Here is a 17,292-nt window from a genome sequence, read left to right as displayed (position 1 = left end):
GCGATCAGAACCGCCAGGTCAGGCCCAGAAGCGGGCCTGCCATCGTGGCATCCACCCGCGTCCCGCCGCTGCGGTAGTCCACGTCCAGCCGCCGGTAGCCCAAGGAAAGATAGGCCCGTTCCGTCATCTGGTAATTGACGGTCGCCAGGACCTGCGTGGTCTTGTCGGAGCCGATCCCGGTGACGCCATGGTCGATATAGGCGATGGCGGACCATCTGGGGGCAAGCGCGTAATTGGCCCGCAGCGCCACGACCGGGTCGACGAAATCCTTGTCCCCCGACCGGCTGATCGCGCCCCCCGCGACCGATATCTCGGCCTTGATGGTCCAGGCGCGCAGGCCGCCCAGGACGTCGAGGGCCAGGCCGCCGCTGTCGATGGCCCGCCAGCCCGCCGCGACGGTCAGGGAACGCTGGCGCAATTCAGCCTCGGCGGGCAGGCCGGCCGGGACCAGCCCCGACTTCGAACTGGCCGCATAGCTGAGATCCCCCAGAAGGACGAAGCGGTCCCTGCGGGCATAGGCCGACAGGAAGAAGGCCGCGTCCAGATCCTCCAGCACGTCGGAAAAGCTTTTCTCGAAGGACAATGTGGGCGCGCCGGTGAAAGGCGTGATGTCGCCGCCCAGCCCCGTGGCCCAGACATAGGGCGTCACCTGGGCGCGCCATTCCTGGGCCGGGGCAGGGGGTGGGGCGGTGCAGGCCAGGACAGCGGCTAGGACGGCAAGGGCCTTGGTCATATCGCATCCTCCGACAGTTCGTTCTTGAAGATCCTGCCGCCCTTCATGATCAGCCGCAGGCTTGCCCTGTCGTCCAGCCACTCAAGCCGCTGTTCGGGATCGCCGTCGATCACCAGAAGATCCGCCAGCGCACCTTCGGCGATCACCCCAAGCCGCCCGTCATAGGGCGCCCGCGCACCCGACAGCGCCAGCAGCCTGCCTGCCGCGCCGGTGGCGCGGTGCAGCGCCGAAAGTGGCGACATGAAGCGCGCCAGCTTGGCAAGTTGCCGCCCCTGGCTTTCGCCCCCGCCGTAAAGGATGTCGCTGCCGAAGGCCCAGTTGACCCGGTGCTCGTCGGCCCATTCAAAGGCGCGGGCCGTGCCTTCGGCCACCTGCCGCTGGGCGGCGACGGCCTTGGGGTCGGCATACTGGTTCGCGTCCTCGTCCGCCAGGAACGGCTGGATCGACCACCATGTGTCGGTGTCGGCCATCATGCGAACAGTGTCCTCGTCGGCAAGCTGCCCATGCTCGATGGACTTGACCCCGGCCGCGATGCAACGCCGGATGCCCGGCGGCGTGTAGACATGGGCGCAGACATAGGTGCCCCAGTCGGTGGCGGCATCGACCGCCGCGCGCATCTCGGCTTCGGTGAACTGCAGCGACTCCAGCGGGTCGTATTGCGACGCGACCCCGCCGCCCGCGGTGATCTTGATCTGGCTGGCGCCCTTCATCAACTGCTCGCGGGTGCGGCGCAGAACCTCCGGCACGCCATCGGCAAGCGCCGACATGCCTTGCCGGCTTGCATGATCGGCCGGATCGCCGGGCATCATGGGCAGGCTGTTCTGGAAGCGGAAATCGCCATGCCCCGAAGTCTGGGAAATGATCGCCCCGGCCGGGAAGATGCGCGGCCCCGTCACGACCGACCGGTCGATGGCGGCCTTCAGCCCGAAGGCCGGGCCGCCCACGTCGCGCACTGTGGTGAAACCGCGCATCAGGGTCGCGCCGGCTTCCTGCCCCGCGATCAGGTGCAAAAGGCCGGGATCCTGCGTCATGGCGACAATCTGGCTGACGGATGCCAACGTCGTGTGCCAATGGGTGTCGATCAGGCCCGGGATCAGGGTGCGCCCGCCGCAATCGATGCGCTGCGCCTCGGCCGGCCCCTGGCCCGGCGCGGGCAGCCCTGCGATGCGATCCCCGTCCACCAGGACTTCTACGCCCTGGCGCAGGGACAGCGTCTCGCCGTCGAAAAGGCGCAGGTTGGTCAGCAGCACGGGCCGGGCAGGGCTCTGCGCCCGTGTCGGGTGGGGCGCAAGGCCGAAGCCTGAGAACATGCCCATCACGGCGGCCATGCCGCCCATCATCTGGCGGCGGGAAATGTCCGCCTCGATCCGCCGCATGATCGCAAGGGTCTGGGAGCTGCCGCAGTGGCAGAAATGAATCCTGCCGGTCTGGGGATCGGGTTCATAGCAGGCCAGGCACATGGCGAATCACCGGGGCTGGAAACCATCTGCGCCCCAGTGTGCACCATGTCGCAAGGAATAAACAAAAGATAATCGATCACCGGTGCCTTGGCCAAGGCAGGCAAGGGGCGCCGCCGTGGCAGCGCCCCATTCAGGTCAGGCGGCTTTCCGGCGGCGACGCAGCAGGGCCAGGCCACCGATGCCCGCCAGCAGCAGCGGCGCGGCAGCGGGCAGCGGCACGGGCGCGGGCGCATTGGCATCGACCACGGTGCGGCCCAGGTCGGTATAGTCGGTGAAGAAGCCGTCCAGGCCCCAATCCAGCATCGGCTGGATCATCGCAAAAGCCTCGTCTTCCTTCAGCGGGCGGAAGGTATAGGCGTGCACCTTGAGGCCCAGGTTATGGGCGGCCTTGATGAAGTCCTCGGTGATGCCGGTATAGCTGACGCCCACGCCCGTCGCCACGCTTGCAATCTGGTCCAGCGACCAGAAGCCGTCGCTGCCGTTCACGCCATAGACACCGTTCTTCAGGCGGACCGAACCCAGCTGCGCAACCTCGGCCTCCATGTCGTTCATGTCCAGAAGATCGGTCAGGTTCGCGACCGACTGATAGGCGAAGGATTGCAGGATCACCTTGTCCGCCGCCGTGGTGAAGCCGTTGTCCTTCAACGAGGTGATGATCTTCTGTTCCTTAACGGAATCGAAGGGAGCCTTGGCCTCGGGATAGATGCCGACCGATGTTCCGTTTGCAGTGTTGTAGTTCTTCAGGAAGCCCAGCACCTCGTCCAGCGTGGGGACCTTGTAGGGATCGGGCATGGTGGGGGTAAAGCCCGGATAGGTCGAATCGGGCTGCGACAGCGCGCCGGTCGGCTTGACGGTCAGTTGCTTGATTTCCGCCAGGGTGAAGTCGCCGACATTGTAACGGCCGTTGCGGGGCGCGAACAGGGTTGCCACATTGGTGGTGCGGTTCAGCGTGGTGTCGTGCATGGCCACCAGATGGCCGTCCTTGGTCATCTGGACATCGGGTTCGATGTAATCCGCGCCCATCTTGATGGCGAGTTCATAGCTGCCCAGCGTTTCCTCGGGCAGATAGCCGCTGGCGCCGCGATGGGCGACTACGATCGGCGCCTCGCCGGTCAGGGTGTTCCAGGTGGTGGCGGCATGGGCCGCGGGGGACAGGGCGAATGCCGAAAGGGCCGCAAGGGCGGCAAGTTGCATCTTCATGAACGTGTTCCTGATCGTTACACCGAGATCGCCGCGACGCCGACCGGCGCGCTGCCCGCAGACAGTCCCCAGAAAGGTTAACGCTTCTGCGACGGATTTGTTTTATTTTAATAAAAATCGATTGCGCCAAGGGGATCCGCGCGGCGCACGACAAAATGAAGCCGGTCGGGCTTGATCCACGCGGCAGCCGGTGGCAGGGCAGGGAAAACAAGAAGGGGCAGGCCATGAAGGCAGATGTGATGGTGTGGGTGCAGCGGATCGTCGGCGCGGTCTTTGTGATCGGCGTCCTGGCCCTGGTGGGGGCGATCGTCACCCAGGTCGGCCAGGCCGAGGGTATCCCCCCGCTGCCGGTTTTCCTGGGGCTGCTGGGAATCGTGCTGCTGATCCTGCTGTCGGGTTGCTGCCTGGCGCTTGTCTCGGTCGCCATCTCGGCCCGGCGCGGGGCCGAGGCGCTGCGCCGCATCGCGGGCCAAGGCGGAGGCTCGCCCCTGGCCGCGCCGGCGCGGGTGTTCACCCCTTCGCCCCTGCGCGAGGTCGCGGCCGAGCCGCAACCACAGCCGGAACCCGCACCCGCCCGTCCGTCCCGCCCCGCTGGCCGGACGCTGGTTGCCGAACGCTAGGTCTTTCGGCCGATCCGCGGCTCGGACCCGTCCATCAGGCGGGTGATATTGGCGCTGTGGCGGATGAAGATAAGGACTGCCATGAACAGGCTGACGGCGATCAGGTCGCCCCGGCCCAGGCCCCAGGCAAAGACCGGCGACAGCGCCGCCGCAAGAAGAGCGGACAGGCTGCTGATCCGGCTGACGACGGCCGTCAGCAGCCAGATCGCGCAGGCTATCAGGCCCAGCGGCCAATGCAGCGCGATCAACGTGCCCAGGAAGGTCGCGACGCCCTTGCCGCCCTTGAAGCCCAGCCAGACCGGGAAGCAATGGCCCAGGAAGGCCGCTCCCCCCGCCAGCACCGCCGCAGCGTCCCCGCCGAAATGCCGCGCGACCAGCACGGCGATGGCGCCCTTGCCGGAATCCAGCAGCAGCGTCGCAAGGGCGGCGGGCTTGTTGCCGGTGCGCAGGACGTTGGTCGCGCCGATATTGCCCGACCCGATCTTGCGCAGGTCGCCCAGGCCCAGGGCGCGGGCGATCACCAGGCCAAAGGGGATCGACCCCAGAAGATAACCGAAGATGGTCCACAGGATCAGGGTCATGCCTTGCCTCCGAAAACGCGGCGTCCGGCGACCCAGGTGCCAAGGACGCGTCCCTCCATCCGGGCGCCGTCGAAGGGGGTGTTCTTCGATTTCGACAGCAGGGTGAACCGGTCCAGCACGAAAGGCGCGTCGGGATCGAACAGAACCAGATCGGCAGGCGCGCCCGGCGACAGCCGCCCGCCCGGCAGGCCCAGCCGACGCGCCGGGTTCAGCGACATCGCCCGCCACAACTGCGGCAGGGTCAGCCCGCCCTGGTGATACAGTCGCATCGCAGCCGGCAGCAGCGTCTGCAGGCCCACCGCGCCGGGGGCCGCGGCCTCGAAAGGCAGGCGCTTGGATTCCTCGTCCTGCGGCGTATGGAAGCTGGCGATCACGTCGATCACGCCTTCGGCCACGGCCTCGACCATGGCCAGACGGTCGTCCTCGGACCGCAGGGGCGGGGTGAAGCGGAAGAAGGTGCGGTAATCGCCCACATCGTATTCGTTCAGCGTCAGGTGGTGGATCGAGATCCCGGCCGTCACATCCAGCCCCGCATCCCGCGCGCGTTGCAGCGAGGGCAGGGCGCGCGCCGTGGTGATCTGGTCTGCGTGCCATCGGCAGCCAGTCATGGCAACCAGGGCAAGGTCTCGGTCCAGCCCGATCACCTCGGCCATGGGCGACACGGCGGGGATGCCATAGATCGAGGCGAACTTGCCGCCCGTGGCCGCAGCCCCGCGCGACAGGCCCGCGTCCTGCGGATGGCCCACGATCAGCGCCCCCAGGCCGCGGGCATAGGTCATGCAGCGCGACAGCAGCCGCGTGTCCGCGACCTGCCGCACGCCGTCGCTGAAGGCCACCGCGCCGGCATCGGTCAGAAAGCCGATCTCGACCATCTCGCGCCCGTCGCGGGCCTTGGTCAGGCTGGCCATGTGGCGGATGTTGACAGGCGCGTCCGCAGCACGGCGGGTGACGAATTCCAAGGATTCCGGCGTGTCGATGGGCGGCATCGTGTCGGGACGCGCGACAATGGTGGTGACGCCCCCCGCCGCCGCCGCAAGGCCCGCGCTGCGGAAGGATTCCTTGTGACGCTCGCCCGGCTCGCCGATCTTGACGCCCCAGTCGATGATGCCGGGGGCAAGCGCGCGGCCGTTGCAGTCGATGACGGCGGCGCCTTCGGGGGCGTCCGCGTCGATGCCCTCAATCACGCCGTCGCGGACCAGCAGGCTGCCGGTGGCATCGCTCTCGCGCTCGGGGTCGATCAGGCGGGCGTTGGTGAACAGGATCGCGGTCATACCATCACCCCCGCCGCAGCGCGACCGCGTTCGGCGCGAAGGTTCCGCGCCAGCAGGTCAAGCGCGGCCATGCGCACCGCCACGCCCATTTCCACCTGGTCCTGGATCACGGATCGGTTGATGTCGTCGGCGATGGTGCCGTCGATCTCGACCCCCCGGTTCATCGGGCCGGGATGCATGACGATGGCGTCTGGCGCGGCGCAGGCGAGTTTGTCGGCATCCAGGCCGAAGCGGTGGAAGTATTCGCGTTCCGACGGGATGAAGCCGCCATCCATGCGTTCCTTCTGAAGCCGCAGCATCATCACCACATCGGCGCCGCGCAGCCCCTCGCGCATGTTCTCGAACAGTTCCACGCCCATCTCTCCGGCCCCGGCGGGCATCAGGGTCGCAGGGCCGATCAGGCGCAGGCGGTTTTCCATCTTGCCCAGCAGAAGCAGGTTCGACCGGGCCACGCGGCTGTTGGCGATGTCGCCGCAGATCGCGATGGTCAGGCGGTGCAGGCGCCCCTTGGCGCGGCGGATGGTCAGCGCGTCCAGCAGCGCCTGGGTGGGGTGTTCGTGCCGCCCGTCGCCCGCGTTGATGACGGCGCAGTTCACCTTTTCGGCCAGCAGGTTGACCGCGCCGCTGTTGGGATGGCGGACCACCAGCAGGTCGGGCTGCATCGCGTTCAGGGTTAGCGCCGTGTCGATCAGCGTCTCGCCCTTTTTCACGGACGACTGGGCCACCGACATGTTCATCACATCCGCCCCCAACCGCTTGCCCGCCAGTTCGAAGCTGGCCTGGGTGCGGGTCGAGTTCTCGAAGAACATGTTGATCTGGGTCATCCCCGCCAGGGCATCGGAATGCTTGACCGTGCGGCGGTTCAGGGCGACGTAATCCTCGGCCAGGTCCAGAAGCGTGACGATCTCGGGCGGGGACAGGTGGTCGATGCCAAGCAGGTGGCGGGCGCGAAAACTCATGTGCGGCCTTTTGATCGGGGTCGCGTTTCTATCGCAGATGGCCGTTCGGGCGGCAAGCGGGCAGGGGCCGCCTGGCCCCCTGCGCGTTGCGGGCGTCCTCTGGGGATAGTGGGACACAGAAGATGTCAGGGCTGCCGGGGCTTGCGTGCGGGCAGGTCGGCCATGATCCGCCGCCGGGCCTCGGTCGACAGGCTGGACCAGGCGGCGATCTCGTCCAGGGTCCGCCAGCAGCCGGTGCAGAGCCGGCTGGCGGGGTCGATCACGCAGACCTTGATGCAGGGGCTTTCGATCATCCCCGCAGATACCGCAGCCGGTCAAGCGCGCCTTGCAGGATATAGCCCGCCGCGACCTGGTCGATCACCTCGGCCCTCCGCTTGCGGGAAGTGTCGGCTTCCAGCAGCGCGCGTTCGGCGGCCACCGTGGACAGGCGTTCGTCCCAGAAGGTGATGGGCAAGGGGGTCAGCCGTTCCAGGTTGCGGGCGAAGGCGCGGGTGGACTGGGCCCGCGGGCCTTCGCTGCCGTCCATGTTGCGCGGCAGGCCCATCACCAGGCCGACCAGGGCACGGTCCCTGACGATCGCCAGCAGGTCGGCCGCGTCCAGGGTGAACTTCTGCCGCCGGATCACCGTCAGCGGAGAGGCCACCTGCCGCATCCCGTCGCTGACTGCGACGCCGATGGTCTTGGTGCCCAGGTCCAGTCCGGCAATGGCCCCATAGGGCGGCAGGTCCGCAGCGAAATCCGCGATCTCTGGATGGATCATTCTGCCAATCCCGATTCGGCCGCGGCGCGGCGCACGGTTTCCAGGGCCTCGGGCTGGGCGGCGAAGCGGGTCTGCGCCTCGGCCCAGATGTCGCGGGCGTGGTCCGCGTTGCCGATCACCACAAGGGACGAGATGAGCCTTGCCCATTCCTCGGGCGTGCCGCCCTGCTGGGCCAGCCTGCCTTCCAGTTGCGCCACCATTGCGGCAATCATTTCTTGCCGCTGCTGGGGCGTCAGGTCTTCGGCGGCGGCAAGGGCATCGGCGTCGGGACCGGGCATGGGGGCCGGGGGAACGTAGTCGGGTTGACCCGCCAGCCAAGCCAGGTCGCTGATGGCGTTGCGGATCGGCGGGATCCAGGGCGCGTCCTCGGGCCCTTCCTCAAGCAGGCGGCGCCAAATCGGGAAGGCGCGGTCGGGGCGATCGTTCTGCAATTGCAGCAAGCCCAGCATGTAGCGGGCCTGGGGGTTGGAGGGATCCTTGCCAAGCGCGCGGGCCAGGACCTCCTCGGCCTCGCGGGTGATGAGGCCGCCTGCAGCCTCGACCATCAGGGCCGAAAGGCGCACCAGATCCTCGGGCGGGGCGTCCTCGCCGCGCAGGTCCACCAGGCGCTGCTGGGCCTCGCGGGCGGCGGCGGGGTTGCCGACGCGCAGTTCGTTCTGGGCCAGAAGCGCCAGCCCTTGCGGATCGTCGGGATTGCGGGCCACGGCCTCGCGCAATTGCTGGATCAGGGCCGCGAAATCATCCGGGATCTCGGCCGGGGCGGGGGCCGGGGCCCTTGCCTCGGCCTCGGCCTGGCTGGGGCGGCTGGCATAGGCCTGTTCGGACTGGGCGATGCGCTGCGCGATGGGCAGGTCGCCCCGGCCGGGCTGGCCTTCGCGCAGGTAAAGCGTCACCGCCGCCATGAACAGCAGGGCCAGCACGCCAAGAGCCAGAAGGCCGCGCCCGTCCTTTCCCTCGGGCGCAGCCTGGGACAGGCGGCGATCCGCCTCGAGCACCTTGCGGCCGATCTCGGTCCGCAGCCGGGCCGCGTCCTCGGCCGAGATCACGCCGCGTTCAAGATCGCGATCGACCTCGCGCAACTGGTCGCGGTAAACGCGCAGGTCGAAGGCCGCGGCAGGCTGGGCGGCAGTTGCGCGGGCGCGCATCAGCGGGGCCATGATGGCCAGGCCCACGGCAGCCGTCAGTGCGGCGCAGATGATCCAGAACATTCGACCCCCTTTGTTCGCTCCACCTTCTAGGGGGATTTGGTGCGCGCGGAAAGCGTCAGCCTGTCGCAAGCGCCCCTGCCCGTGGACAGGGCGGGTGTGTCGCATGGACGACGCGCCGCCGACATCGCGGGATGGGCGGGAACCGGAAGGCATCCGCCTTCATTGTCCGGGTATGGAATGTTGAACCGAAAGGGACGAGAATGGCCGAGCCCAACAGCAATCGCATGTATATCATTATCGGTGCCATCGTCGTTGTGGTGGCGCTGCTGTTCTTCTTCATGTCGGGGGACGACACGGCGACCGACGCCACCACGGATACCTCGGCGACAACCACCGCACCCGCGGGCACGACTGCGCCTGCCGATCCCGCCGTCGACGATGCGGTCGAGGTCGAGCCGGCCGAGCCTGCCGATCCGGGCACGCCCCCGGCTCCGGCCACTCCGGCCCCGGCGAACTGATCGGGACCCGCTTGCACGCATGACGTGCCGCAGAACCGGCAAGGTCCGGGGGCATCCGCCCCCGGCCTTTGTCATTCCGCCCCTGCCTTGGCAGCAGGAACCTGCCCGCCCCCTTGCGTTGGTCGGGCGAATCCCGGACTGTGCGTCCGACCGATGTTCAATCCCTTCTGAAAGGACAGAAAAATGGCCTTCACGCTTCCCGATCTTCCCTACGCGCATGACGCACTGGCCGAAGGCGGCATGTCCAAGGAGACGCTGGAATACCACCACGACAAGCACCACAAGGCCTATGTCGACAAGCTGAACGAGCTGGTCGCGGGCACCGAATGGGACGGCAAGTCGCTGGAGGATATCGTCAAGGGAACCTACCAGAAGGGCGCGGTCGCGCAGAACGGCATCTTCAACAATGCCAGCCAGCATTGGAACCATGCCCAGTTCTGGGAGATGATGGCGCCGAATCCGGGCGCCATGCCTTCGGAACTGGAACGGGCGATCACTGACGCCTTCGGCTCGGTCGACGACTTCAAGAAGAAGTTCACCGAAGGCGGCGTGGGCCAGTTCGGCTCGGGCTGGGTTTGGCTGGTCAAGAATGCCGAAGGCGGGCTGGAAGTCACCAAGACCGAAAACGGCGTGAACCCGCTGTGCCACGGCCAGACCGCGCTGCTGGGCTGCGACGTGTGGGAACACAGCTACTACATCGACTTCCGCAACGCGCGTCCGAAATACCTGGAGAACTTCCTCAACAACCTCGTGAACTGGGAAAACGTCGCCTCGCGCATGTGATCCCGTCGCCAGCAGGCACAGGGCCCGGCCATCGCGCCGGGCCTTTCTTGTTGCGGCCAAGCGCGGCATTGGCTTTCCGGTCCGCCACGGTATAAGACAGGGCGCAAGAGACTGCGGAAGGCGGGGCGGAAGGCAGGCATGGCCAACCAGAACGACAATTTCATCGACGAGGTTTTCGACGATCTGCGCCGCGAGCGGCTGTTCCGGCTGTTCCGCCGCTGGGGCTGGGTCGCGGGGCTGGTCATCCTGGGCATTGTCGCGGGCGTCATCTGGCGCGAATACAGCCAGGCGCGCGACCAGGCGCAGGCCCGTGCCTGGGGCGATGCGATCCTGGCGGCGGAAGCCACGGGCGATCCCCAGGCGATCATGGACGTCGATCCGCAGGGCGCCGAATCCCGGCGCATCCTGGGCGCGCTGCTGGCAGCCTCGGAGTGGTCCGAGGCGGATGGTGACGAGGCCGCGGCCCAAGCGCTGCGTGACGTTGCAGGCGACCAGGCCGCGGGCACGGTGCTGCACGACCTGGCCGAACTGAAGCTGGTGATGCTGCAGGGCGAAACGATGGATCCCGCGCAGCGCGACGAGATCCTGTCGCGCCTGTCCCGCGCAGGCGCGCCGTTCGAACTGCTGGCCCTGGAACAGAAGGCCATCGCCCTGATCGGGGCCGGTCGGACCGATGACGCGGTGAACCTGATCCGCCAGATTCAGGAAAAGGACGGCCTGTCCCAGGCCTTGCGCCTGCGCCTGTCCGAGATGATGATCGCGCTTGGCGTCGAGCCGGAACCGTCCGAAAACATGCCCGCCGGCTGACCGCCGGCCAATGACAGACACACGAGGGAGAGGCGAGGAATGACCGCCACGCTGCGACTGACCCTGGCCCTGGCGGCCACGCTTGGCCTGCAAGCCTGCGGCGAGCGGGACACGATCCTGCCGGGGCAGCGGCTGGACCCGCTGGCCGTGACCTCGCCCGACGGTCCGGCGATCGAAGGCCCCGCTCCCGTCACCTCGACCGCGCTGCGGCTTGCCGCGCCGGTGACGAATGCCGAATGGACCCACCGCGCGGGCAATGCAGCCCACCAGCCGGGCCATCTGGCCCTGGGGCAGGGCACGACCCGCATCTGGACGGCGAATATCGGCGATGGCAGCGGCAAGCGCCACCGCATCAGCGCCGATCCGGTGGTGGGCGGCGGTCTGGTCTTCACGCTGGACAGCCGCACGCGTGTGACGGCCACCACCACCGGCGGCGCCACCGCCTGGACCAGCGACATCGCGCCCGCGCTTGAAACGCGCGACAGCGTGTCGGGCGGCGGCCTCGCTTATGAAGCCGGGCGGGTTTATGCGACCAGCGGCTTTGGCGAGTTGGTCGCGCTTGATGCGGCATCCGGCCGGGTGCTGTGGCGGCAGCGGGTCGACGCGCCGATTGGCGGCGGACCTGCCGTGCAGAACGGCGTGGTCTATGTGCTGGGCCGCAACGACATCGGCTGGGCGGTGCGGGCCGCAGACGGCAAGGTGCTGTGGCAGACCTCGGGCACGCCCTCGACCGCGGGGGTGATGGGCGTCTCGGTGCCCGCGATCCAGGGCAATACGGTGATCTTCCCCTTCGCATCCGGGCAGCTTCTGGCGGCGGACCGGGAAACCGGCGCGACCTTGTGGACGGCGCAGATCGGCGGGATGCGGATCGGCCGCGCCATCGCCAATATCCGCGACGTGACCGGCGATCCGGTGATTGCGGGCAATACCGTCTATGGCGGCACATCGTCGGGGCGCATCAACGCGGTCGAATTGGACAGCGGGATCGAGGCCTGGTCTGCGCGCGACGGGGCCAACAGCCCTGTCGTCGTCGCGGGCGGGTCGGTCTTCGCCGTCAATGACCAGGCCGAGCTGATCCGGCTGGACGCCGCGACCGGGGGCGCGATCTGGCGTGTCCAGCTTCCCTATTACACAACCCAGCGTGTCCGCAGGCAGGACCGCATCCACGCGCATTTCGGCCCGGTGCTGGCGGGCGGACGCCTGTTCGTCGTCTCCTCGGACGGGGTGATGCGGGTGTTCGACCCCAATTCCGGCGCCCTTGTGGGCCAGGCCGAAATCCCCGGTGGTGCCGCCACCGCCCCCGCCGTTGCCGGCCAGACGATCTACGTCGTCTCGCGCAACGGCCAGTTGCACGCATTCAGATGACATTCACACTCGCCATCGTCGGTCGGCCCAATGTCGGCAAATCGACCCTGTTCAACCGCCTCGTCGGCAAGAAGCTGGCCCTGGTCGACGACCAGCCGGGCGTCACCCGCGACCTGCGCGAAGGTGCGGCCCGTCTGGGCGACCTGCGCTTCGTCGTGATCGACAGCGCCGGCCTGGAAATGGCCGAGGATGACAGTCTGCAGGGCCGGATGCGCCGCCTGACCGAACGGGCCGTGGACGAGGCCGACATCTGCCTGTTCGTGATCGACGCCCGCGTGGGCGTCACGGCCGCCGACGAATACTTTGCCGACATCCTGCGCAAGCGCGCGAAACACGTGATTGTCGCCGCCAACAAGGCCGAGGGCCGCGCGGGCGAGTCCGGCGCGATGGAAGCCTATGGCCTGGGCCTGGGCGAACCCTTGCGCATCAGCGCCGAACATGGCGAAGGGATGGACGACCTGTATCGCGCCCTGGTCCCGCTGTCCGACCGGATCGAGGCCGAGCGCCCGTCGCCCGTGGCGGCGGAAACCGACATCGACATCTCGGACGAGGATGCCGAAAGCGGGGCAGGGGCCGAGGATTGGCGTCCGTCTGCCGCGCGTCCCTTGCAACTGGCCGTGATCGGGCGGCCCAATGCGGGCAAGTCCACGTTGATCAACAAGATCATCGGCGAGGACCGGTTGCTGACCGGACCCGAGGCCGGCATCACCCGCGATTCGATCAGCGTGGCGACCACCTTCATGGGCACGCCCATGCGCATCTTCGACACGGCGGGAATGCGCAAGCGCGCCAAGGTGACGGACAAGGTGGAAAAACTTTCCGTGGCCGACGGCCTGCGCGCCGTCCGCTTTGCCGAGGTGGTGGTGGTCCTGCTGGACGTGGCCATCCCGTTCGAGCAGCAGGATCTGCGCATTGCCGATTTCGCGGAAACCGAAGGCCGCGCCGTCGTGGTGGCTGCGAACAAGTGGGATCTGGAAGACGACAAGCCGCACAAGCTGAACGAGCTGCGTGCGAACTTTGAAAAGCTGCTGCCGCAGTTGAAGGGTGCGCCGCTGGTTACCGTGTCCGCGCGTACCGGCAAGGGGCTGGACCGGCTGCATGCCGCCATCCTGAAGGCGCACGAGGTCTGGAACCGCCGCATTTCCACCGCGCGGCTGAACCAGTGGCTGGGCGCGATGACCGAAAGCCACCCGCCCCCCGCGCCGGGCGGGCGACGGATCCGGCTGCGCTACATGACGCAGGTCAAGACCCGGCCGCCGGCCTTCGTGGTCAAGGCGACCCATACCGACAAGCTGCCCGACAGCTATCAGCGCTATCTGGTGAACGGGCTTCGTCAGGACTTCGACATGCCCGGCACGCCGATCCGGCTGTTCTTCCGCGACCAGGGGGCCGACAACCCCTTCAAGGAAAAGGCCAACAAGATCAGCCAGTCGGGCGCGCTGTCCAAGCACAAGAACCGGCAAAAGCCCAAGGGCAGCTAGGTCGCGGCCCGCACCAGCACGACCCCCATGCCCGAGATGCCGATGATCGCGGCCAGGGCGACGCCCGGGCTGCTGGCCATGGTGGTGATTGCGACAGCGCAGAAGGCCCAGATGATCGCGATGGAGAATGCCAGGGACCGTTGCAGCCGTTCCTGGGCGATCATCCCGATCACCGACCCGGGCAGGATGGCCAGGATCGCGGTCTGCGGGGTCGTCAGCAACAGAGGGGCGCCGATCAGGGTCGCCACCGTTCCCGTGCCAAGCGCCACCCCCCAGCCGGCAAGAAAGGCCGGCGCGGGCCTGCGCTGACCCCGCGCGCGGATCGCGCCCGACAGCGCCGCCGTCAGCATCAGCAGCGCCCCCAGCGTGGCCAGGGGCTTGTGCACGCCTACCAGCCAGGGCCATATCGCGCCGCCCAGCAGGGCCAGGCTAAGCGGGCGCCAGGCTGGATATGGCCCTTCATCCGAAGGCTCGAGGTACTGGCCGATCCCGTCCAGAAGCAGCAGCGCCCAAAGCGTCAGAAGCAGCGCCCACATCAGCGGGTTCTGCGGCTGGATGTAAAGCTGCGGCAATGTGGCGACGGGAACCGTTCCGCCGATCCCGAAGGCGTCCCGGCTGGGCCCCTGCGAGAAATCTGCGGCGACGATCTGGACGGCAGGCCGCCCCAGCGTCGCCAGCGTCAGGCTGCTGGCGATGAAGATCGTCACCGACCCAAGATAAAGGATGTCCGCCGCGCGCGCCATGACTGCCAACGCCTCTGTCGGCGCCGCAGTTTCGGCAAAGATGCCGCAATGCGGACAGGTTTTCGCCTCAGCCCAGCCGGCCGTCCGCCCCCAGCACCGTCGCGCCGCCCAGATAGGGGCGTAATGCCTGCGGAAGCAGCACCGAACCGTCGGCCTGTTGCCCGTTTTCCAGCACCGCGATCAGCGTCCGTCCCACGGCCAGGCCCGATCCGTTCAGCGTGTGGACGAATTCCGGCTTGCCGGTCTTGTCCGACCGATAGCGCGCGTTCATCCGCCGCGCCTGGAAATCGCCGCAATAGCTGACGCTGCTGATCTCTCGATACTTGTCCTGGCCGGGCAGCCAGACTTCCAGGTCATGGGTGATCCGCGCCCCGAAGCCCATGTCGCCGGTGCAAAGCACGATGGTGCGGTAGGGCAGATCAAGGGCTTCCAGCACGGCCTCGGCGCAGCGGGTCATGCGGTCGTGTTCGGCCACGCCCGTGTCGGCGTCGGTGATGGACACCATCTCGACCTTCTCGAACTGGTGCTGGCGCAGCATCCCGGTGGTGTCGCGGCCCGCGCTGCCGGCTTCGGACCGGAAGCACTGCGAATGCGCGACCATGCGGCGGGGCAGGCTTGCATGATCGACCAGATCGCCGTTGACGGTATTGGTCAGCGTCACTTCCGAGGTGGGGATCAGCCAGTAACCCTCGCGCGTCAGATAGCTGTCCTCGCCGAACTTGGGCAACTGGCCAGTGCCGACCATCATCTCCTCCAGCACCAGGACCGGCGCCCAGGTTTCCTGGAGGTCGTGTTTCGTGACATGCAGGTCCAGCATGAACTGCGCCAGGGCCCGGTGGATGCGCGCCACCCCGCCCTTCAGCACGACGAAGCGGCTGCCCGACAGCTTGGCGGCGGTTTCGAAGTCCATGCCCGGCTTGACGCCCGCGATCTCGTAATGCTCGACCGGGGCGAAGTCGAAGGCACGCGGGCTTCCCCAGCGGCGCAATTCGACGTTGTCGCTTTCGTCGCGGCCTTCCGGAACGCTGTCCAGCGGCAGGTTCGGGATCTCCATCAGCAATTCGCGCAGCCGGCCGTCAAGCAAGGATGCCTCGGCCTGCATCTTGGTCACGTCGGCCTTCTTCTCGGCGATCATGGTGCGCAGCCGCTCGAACTCGGCATCGTCGCCGCGCGCCTTGGCGGCGCCCACGTCCTTGCTGGCGCGGTTCTGGTCTGCCTGGGCGGTTTCCGCCGCGACGATGCGGGCGCGGCGGTCGGCGTCCAGCGACAGGATGCGATCCGACATGGGCGACAACCCGCGCCGCGACAGGGCGGCGTCGAAGGCTGCGGGGTTTTCCCGGATGGCACGGATGTCATGCATGGTCGTCACCTGGACTGGAACAGTTGCCCGGTGACTAGCCGATGCGGTGGGCTTGGGAAAGCCCGGTCAGCGGGCCTGGTCCAGCAGGGCGTTCAGGGCAGGCCAGAACTGCGCGGCGGTCATGTGACCTTCCAGCCGCCCCACCTCGGACCCGCCGTCCAGCAGGATGAAGGTCGGTGTGACAAAGGGGCGCCGCGCCAGGGCCAGCCCGTCGGGATAGGGGCCGTGAATGTCCACCCGCATCAGCGGCGCCGCGCGGCCCGCGTCGGACGCCGCATAGCCCGGCCCGATATTGCGGTCCCAGGCCTCGCAATAGACGCAGCCGACCTTCTCGACCATCAGCAGGCGCAGGGGGTCGGCCGCAGCGGGCAGCGTCATCAGGGCAAGGACGGCAAGGAAACGGATCATGGCGGCATTATCGGGTGGCGGCGGTGGCTTGGCAATCGCATCGCCGCCCCCTATCCCTTGACCATGGACGAGCTTCTGGAACCCCTGGTCGCCAAGGACCGGCGCGCCCTGTCGCGGGCGATCACGCTGATCGAATCGACGCGTCCCGATCACCGCGCCCGTGCGGTGGCGCTTTTGGCGGACCTGCCCGACGGCCAGGCGCTGCGGATCGGGCTGTCCGGCACGCCCGGCGTCGGCAAGTCCACCTTCATCGAGGCCTTCGGGACGATGCTGACAGACCAGGGGTTGCGCGTTGCAGTGCTGGCGGTCGATCCGTCCTCGACCCGGTCGGGCGGGTCGATCCTGGGCGACAAGACGCGGATGGAGACGCTGTCCAGAAATCCCATGGCCTTCATCCGCCCCACGCCCTCGAACGCCCAGCTTGGCGGCGTGGCGCGCCGCACGCGCGAGGCGATCCGGCTTTGCGAGGCGGCGGGATATGACGTGGTGCTGATCGAGACGGTCGGCGTCGGCCAGTCCGAAACCCTTGTCGCCGAGATGTGCGACCTGTTCGTCCTGCTGCTGGCCCCGGCAGGCGGCGACGAATTGCAGGGCGTCAAGCGCGGCATCATGGAGATGGCCGACCTGATCCTGGTCAACAAGGCCGATGGCGAGTTGCTGGGCACCGCCCGGCGCACGGTGGCCGATTACGCGGGCGCGCTGCGGCTGCTGCGCAAGCGCCCGCAGGATCCGCAGGAATTTCCCAAGGCACTGCCGGTATCCGCCGCGACCGGCGACGGCCTGAAAAATGCGTGGGACGAGATGCAGGCTCTGACAGCTTGGCGGCGCGAACAGGGTCATTTCGCGGCCAACCGGGCCGAACAGGCGCGGCACTGGTTCCTCGCCGACGTGCGCGCGGGCCTGCTGGCGCGGCTGGAAACGTCCGCCGCCCGCGACCGGCTGGCCGGGCTTGGCGATGCCGTGGCCCGGGGCGTCCTGGCCCCGGCCGAGGCCGCGCGCGACATGCTGGACTGGCTGGCGCGGCAGGATTAGACGCCCGATTTTGCGGCCCGCAGGGCGCGCGAATCGGCTAGGGTTGGTGGCATGGACAAGGTG

Annotated in this window: 19 protein-coding genes; 7 read left to right on the top strand and 12 right to left on the bottom strand. The window is 68.0% G+C overall.

Annotation, left to right across the window (positions count from 1 at the left end; genetic code table 11):
- Positions 1–4 precede the first annotated feature (4 nt).
- The 3 genes from FIU66_RS11545 to FIU66_RS18155 all read right to left on the bottom strand — a co-directional run bounded on the left by FIU66_RS11545 (position 5) and on the right by FIU66_RS18155 (position 3,393).
- Positions 5–733, bottom strand: coding sequence for a hypothetical protein (locus FIU66_RS11545; RefSeq protein WP_167622904.1), 729 nt, complete (start codon positions 731–733; stop codon positions 5–7).
- A complete protein-coding gene (locus FIU66_RS11540) occupies positions 730–2,109 on the bottom strand; it encodes an amidohydrolase family protein (RefSeq protein ID WP_240544676.1) in 1,380 nt (459 codons plus the stop codon). Before FIU66_RS11540 ends, FIU66_RS11545 begins: the two co-directional genes overlap by 4 nt.
- Before the next feature lie 219 nt (positions 2,110–2,328).
- Positions 2,329–3,393 carry a glycerophosphodiester phosphodiesterase family protein gene (locus FIU66_RS18155; RefSeq protein WP_240544675.1) on the bottom strand — a complete coding sequence of 355 codons (1,065 nt, stop codon included), beginning with the start codon at positions 3,391–3,393 and terminating at the stop codon, positions 2,329–2,331.
- Between the two features lie 224 nt (positions 3,394–3,617).
- Between FIU66_RS18155 and FIU66_RS11530 the strand changes: the two genes are divergently transcribed.
- Positions 3,618–4,013: a hypothetical protein gene (locus FIU66_RS11530; RefSeq protein WP_167622902.1), complete on the top strand. Its 396-nt coding sequence runs from the start codon at positions 3,618–3,620 to the stop codon at positions 4,011–4,013.
- Here the strand turns inward: FIU66_RS11530 and plsY are convergent.
- The 6 genes from plsY to ccmI form a co-directional block, all read right to left on the bottom strand.
- The gene (gene plsY, locus FIU66_RS11525; RefSeq protein WP_167622901.1) at positions 4,010–4,594 is read right to left on the bottom strand and encodes a glycerol-3-phosphate 1-O-acyltransferase PlsY; all 585 of its coding nucleotides are present in this window, start codon (positions 4,592–4,594) and stop codon (positions 4,010–4,012) included. The genes FIU66_RS11530 and plsY overlap by 4 nt on opposite strands.
- Positions 4,591–5,865, bottom strand: coding sequence for a dihydroorotase (gene pyrC, locus FIU66_RS11520; RefSeq protein WP_167622900.1), 1,275 nt, complete (start codon positions 5,863–5,865; stop codon positions 4,591–4,593). The genes plsY and pyrC overlap by 4 nt, the downstream gene beginning before the upstream one ends.
- Positions 5,862–6,824 carry an aspartate carbamoyltransferase catalytic subunit gene (locus FIU66_RS11515; protein WP_167622899.1) on the bottom strand — a complete coding sequence of 321 codons (963 nt, stop codon included), beginning with the start codon at positions 6,822–6,824 and terminating at the stop codon, positions 5,862–5,864. Before FIU66_RS11515 ends, pyrC begins: the two co-directional genes overlap by 4 nt.
- Before the next feature lie 125 nt (positions 6,825–6,949).
- The gene (locus FIU66_RS11510) at positions 6,950–7,117 is read right to left on the bottom strand and encodes a DUF1289 domain-containing protein (RefSeq protein WP_167622898.1); all 168 of its coding nucleotides are present in this window, start codon (positions 7,115–7,117) and stop codon (positions 6,950–6,952) included.
- Positions 7,114–7,584, bottom strand: a complete 471-nt coding sequence (ruvX, locus tag FIU66_RS11505) for a Holliday junction resolvase RuvX (RefSeq protein ID WP_167622897.1) — start codon at positions 7,582–7,584, stop codon at positions 7,114–7,116. Before ruvX ends, FIU66_RS11510 begins: the two co-directional genes overlap by 4 nt.
- Entirely contained in the window at positions 7,581–8,792 is a 1,212-nt protein-coding gene (gene ccmI, locus FIU66_RS11500; RefSeq protein WP_167622896.1) for a c-type cytochrome biogenesis protein CcmI, read from the bottom strand. Before ccmI ends, ruvX begins: the two co-directional genes overlap by 4 nt.
- Positions 8,793–8,992: 200 nt before the next feature.
- Between ccmI and FIU66_RS11495 the strand changes: the two genes are divergently transcribed.
- The 5 genes from FIU66_RS11495 to der all read left to right on the top strand — a co-directional run bounded on the left by FIU66_RS11495 (position 8,993) and on the right by der (position 13,686).
- Entirely contained in the window at positions 8,993–9,250 is a 258-nt protein-coding gene (locus FIU66_RS11495) for a hypothetical protein (RefSeq protein WP_167622895.1), read from the top strand.
- Positions 9,251–9,433: 183 nt separating this feature from the next.
- Positions 9,434–10,033, top strand: coding sequence for a superoxide dismutase (locus FIU66_RS11490; protein ID WP_167622894.1), 600 nt, complete (start codon positions 9,434–9,436; stop codon positions 10,031–10,033).
- A gap of 138 nt (positions 10,034–10,171) precedes the next feature.
- Complete coding sequence (locus tag FIU66_RS11485; protein WP_167622893.1) at positions 10,172–10,840, top strand: hypothetical protein; 669 nt, start codon at positions 10,172–10,174, stop codon at positions 10,838–10,840.
- A gap of 39 nt (positions 10,841–10,879) precedes the next feature.
- On the top strand, positions 10,880–12,205 hold the full coding sequence (locus tag FIU66_RS11480) for a PQQ-like beta-propeller repeat protein (RefSeq protein WP_167622891.1): 1,326 nt from the start codon (positions 10,880–10,882) through the stop codon (positions 12,203–12,205).
- Positions 12,202–13,686: a ribosome biogenesis GTPase Der gene (gene der / locus FIU66_RS11475; RefSeq protein WP_167622889.1), complete on the top strand. Its 1,485-nt coding sequence runs from the start codon at positions 12,202–12,204 to the stop codon at positions 13,684–13,686. Before FIU66_RS11480 ends, der begins: the two co-directional genes overlap by 4 nt.
- On the opposite strand, the gene FIU66_RS11470 is transcribed toward der, so the two are convergent.
- The 3 genes from FIU66_RS11470 to FIU66_RS11460 form a co-directional block, all read right to left on the bottom strand.
- On the bottom strand, positions 13,683–14,429 hold the full coding sequence (locus tag FIU66_RS11470; RefSeq protein ID WP_167622888.1) for a hypothetical protein: 747 nt from the start codon (positions 14,427–14,429) through the stop codon (positions 13,683–13,685). The two genes, der and FIU66_RS11470, sit on opposite strands and share 4 nt — an antisense overlap.
- 67 nt (positions 14,430–14,496) lie before the next feature.
- A complete protein-coding gene (gene serS / locus FIU66_RS11465) occupies positions 14,497–15,789 on the bottom strand; it encodes a serine--tRNA ligase (protein ID WP_167622886.1) in 1,293 nt (430 codons plus the stop codon).
- Between the two features lie 66 nt (positions 15,790–15,855).
- Entirely contained in the window at positions 15,856–16,197 is a 342-nt protein-coding gene (locus tag FIU66_RS11460) for a SoxS protein (protein ID WP_167622885.1), read from the bottom strand.
- A 63-nt stretch (positions 16,198–16,260) separates the two neighbouring features.
- On the opposite strand from FIU66_RS11460, the gene meaB reads away from it, so the two are divergent.
- On the top strand, positions 16,261–17,229 hold the full coding sequence (gene meaB, locus FIU66_RS11455; RefSeq protein ID WP_167622883.1) for a methylmalonyl Co-A mutase-associated GTPase MeaB: 969 nt from the start codon (positions 16,261–16,263) through the stop codon (positions 17,227–17,229).
- Positions 17,230–17,292: the final 63 nt, after the last annotated feature.

Source organism: Paracoccus sp. AK26 (assembly GCF_011801365.1).
Taxonomy (GTDB): Bacteria; Pseudomonadota; Alphaproteobacteria; order Rhodobacterales; family Rhodobacteraceae; genus Paracoccus; species Paracoccus aerius.
Note: the sequence above shows the minus strand (reverse complement) of the source record. Positions and strands in the feature narration are given on the sequence as shown.

Excerpts from the sequence above, each read along its gene's own strand:
- FIU66_RS11545 (WP_167622904.1), bottom strand. The coding sequence starts at position 733 with ATGACCAAGGCCCTTGCCGTCCTAGCCGCTGTCCTGGCCTGCACCGCC.
- FIU66_RS11540 (WP_240544676.1), bottom strand. The coding sequence starts at position 2,109 with ATGCGGCGGATCGAGGCGGACATTTCCCGCCGCCAGATGATGGGCGGC.
- FIU66_RS18155 (WP_240544675.1), bottom strand. The coding sequence starts at position 3,393 with ATGAAGATGCAACTTGCCGCCCTTGCGGCCCTTTCGGCATTCGCCCTG.
- FIU66_RS11530 (WP_167622902.1), top strand. The coding sequence starts at position 3,618 with ATGAAGGCAGATGTGATGGTGTGGGTGCAGCGGATCGTCGGCGCGGTC.
- plsY (WP_167622901.1), bottom strand. The coding sequence starts at position 4,594 with ATGACCCTGATCCTGTGGACCATCTTCGGTTATCTTCTGGGGTCGATC.
- pyrC (WP_167622900.1), bottom strand. The coding sequence starts at position 5,865 with ATGACCGCGATCCTGTTCACCAACGCCCGCCTGATCGACCCCGAGCGC.
- FIU66_RS11515 (WP_167622899.1), bottom strand. The coding sequence starts at position 6,824 with ATGAGTTTTCGCGCCCGCCACCTGCTTGGCATCGACCACCTGTCCCCG.
- FIU66_RS11510 (WP_167622898.1), bottom strand. The coding sequence starts at position 7,117 with ATGATCGAAAGCCCCTGCATCAAGGTCTGCGTGATCGACCCCGCCAGC.
- ruvX (WP_167622897.1), bottom strand. The coding sequence starts at position 7,584 with ATGATCCATCCAGAGATCGCGGATTTCGCTGCGGACCTGCCGCCCTAT.
- ccmI (WP_167622896.1), bottom strand. The coding sequence starts at position 8,792 with ATGTTCTGGATCATCTGCGCCGCACTGACGGCTGCCGTGGGCCTGGCC.
- FIU66_RS11495 (WP_167622895.1), top strand. The coding sequence starts at position 8,993 with ATGGCCGAGCCCAACAGCAATCGCATGTATATCATTATCGGTGCCATC.
- FIU66_RS11490 (WP_167622894.1), top strand. The coding sequence starts at position 9,434 with ATGGCCTTCACGCTTCCCGATCTTCCCTACGCGCATGACGCACTGGCC.
- FIU66_RS11485 (WP_167622893.1), top strand. The coding sequence starts at position 10,172 with ATGGCCAACCAGAACGACAATTTCATCGACGAGGTTTTCGACGATCTG.
- FIU66_RS11480 (WP_167622891.1), top strand. The coding sequence starts at position 10,880 with ATGACCGCCACGCTGCGACTGACCCTGGCCCTGGCGGCCACGCTTGGC.
- der (WP_167622889.1), top strand. The coding sequence starts at position 12,202 with ATGACATTCACACTCGCCATCGTCGGTCGGCCCAATGTCGGCAAATCG.
- FIU66_RS11470 (WP_167622888.1), bottom strand. The coding sequence starts at position 14,429 with ATGGCGCGCGCGGCGGACATCCTTTATCTTGGGTCGGTGACGATCTTC.
- serS (WP_167622886.1), bottom strand. The coding sequence starts at position 15,789 with ATGCATGACATCCGTGCCATCCGGGAAAACCCCGCAGCCTTCGACGCC.
- FIU66_RS11460 (WP_167622885.1), bottom strand. The coding sequence starts at position 16,197 with ATGATCCGTTTCCTTGCCGTCCTTGCCCTGATGACGCTGCCCGCTGCG.
- meaB (WP_167622883.1), top strand. The coding sequence starts at position 16,261 with ATGGACGAGCTTCTGGAACCCCTGGTCGCCAAGGACCGGCGCGCCCTG.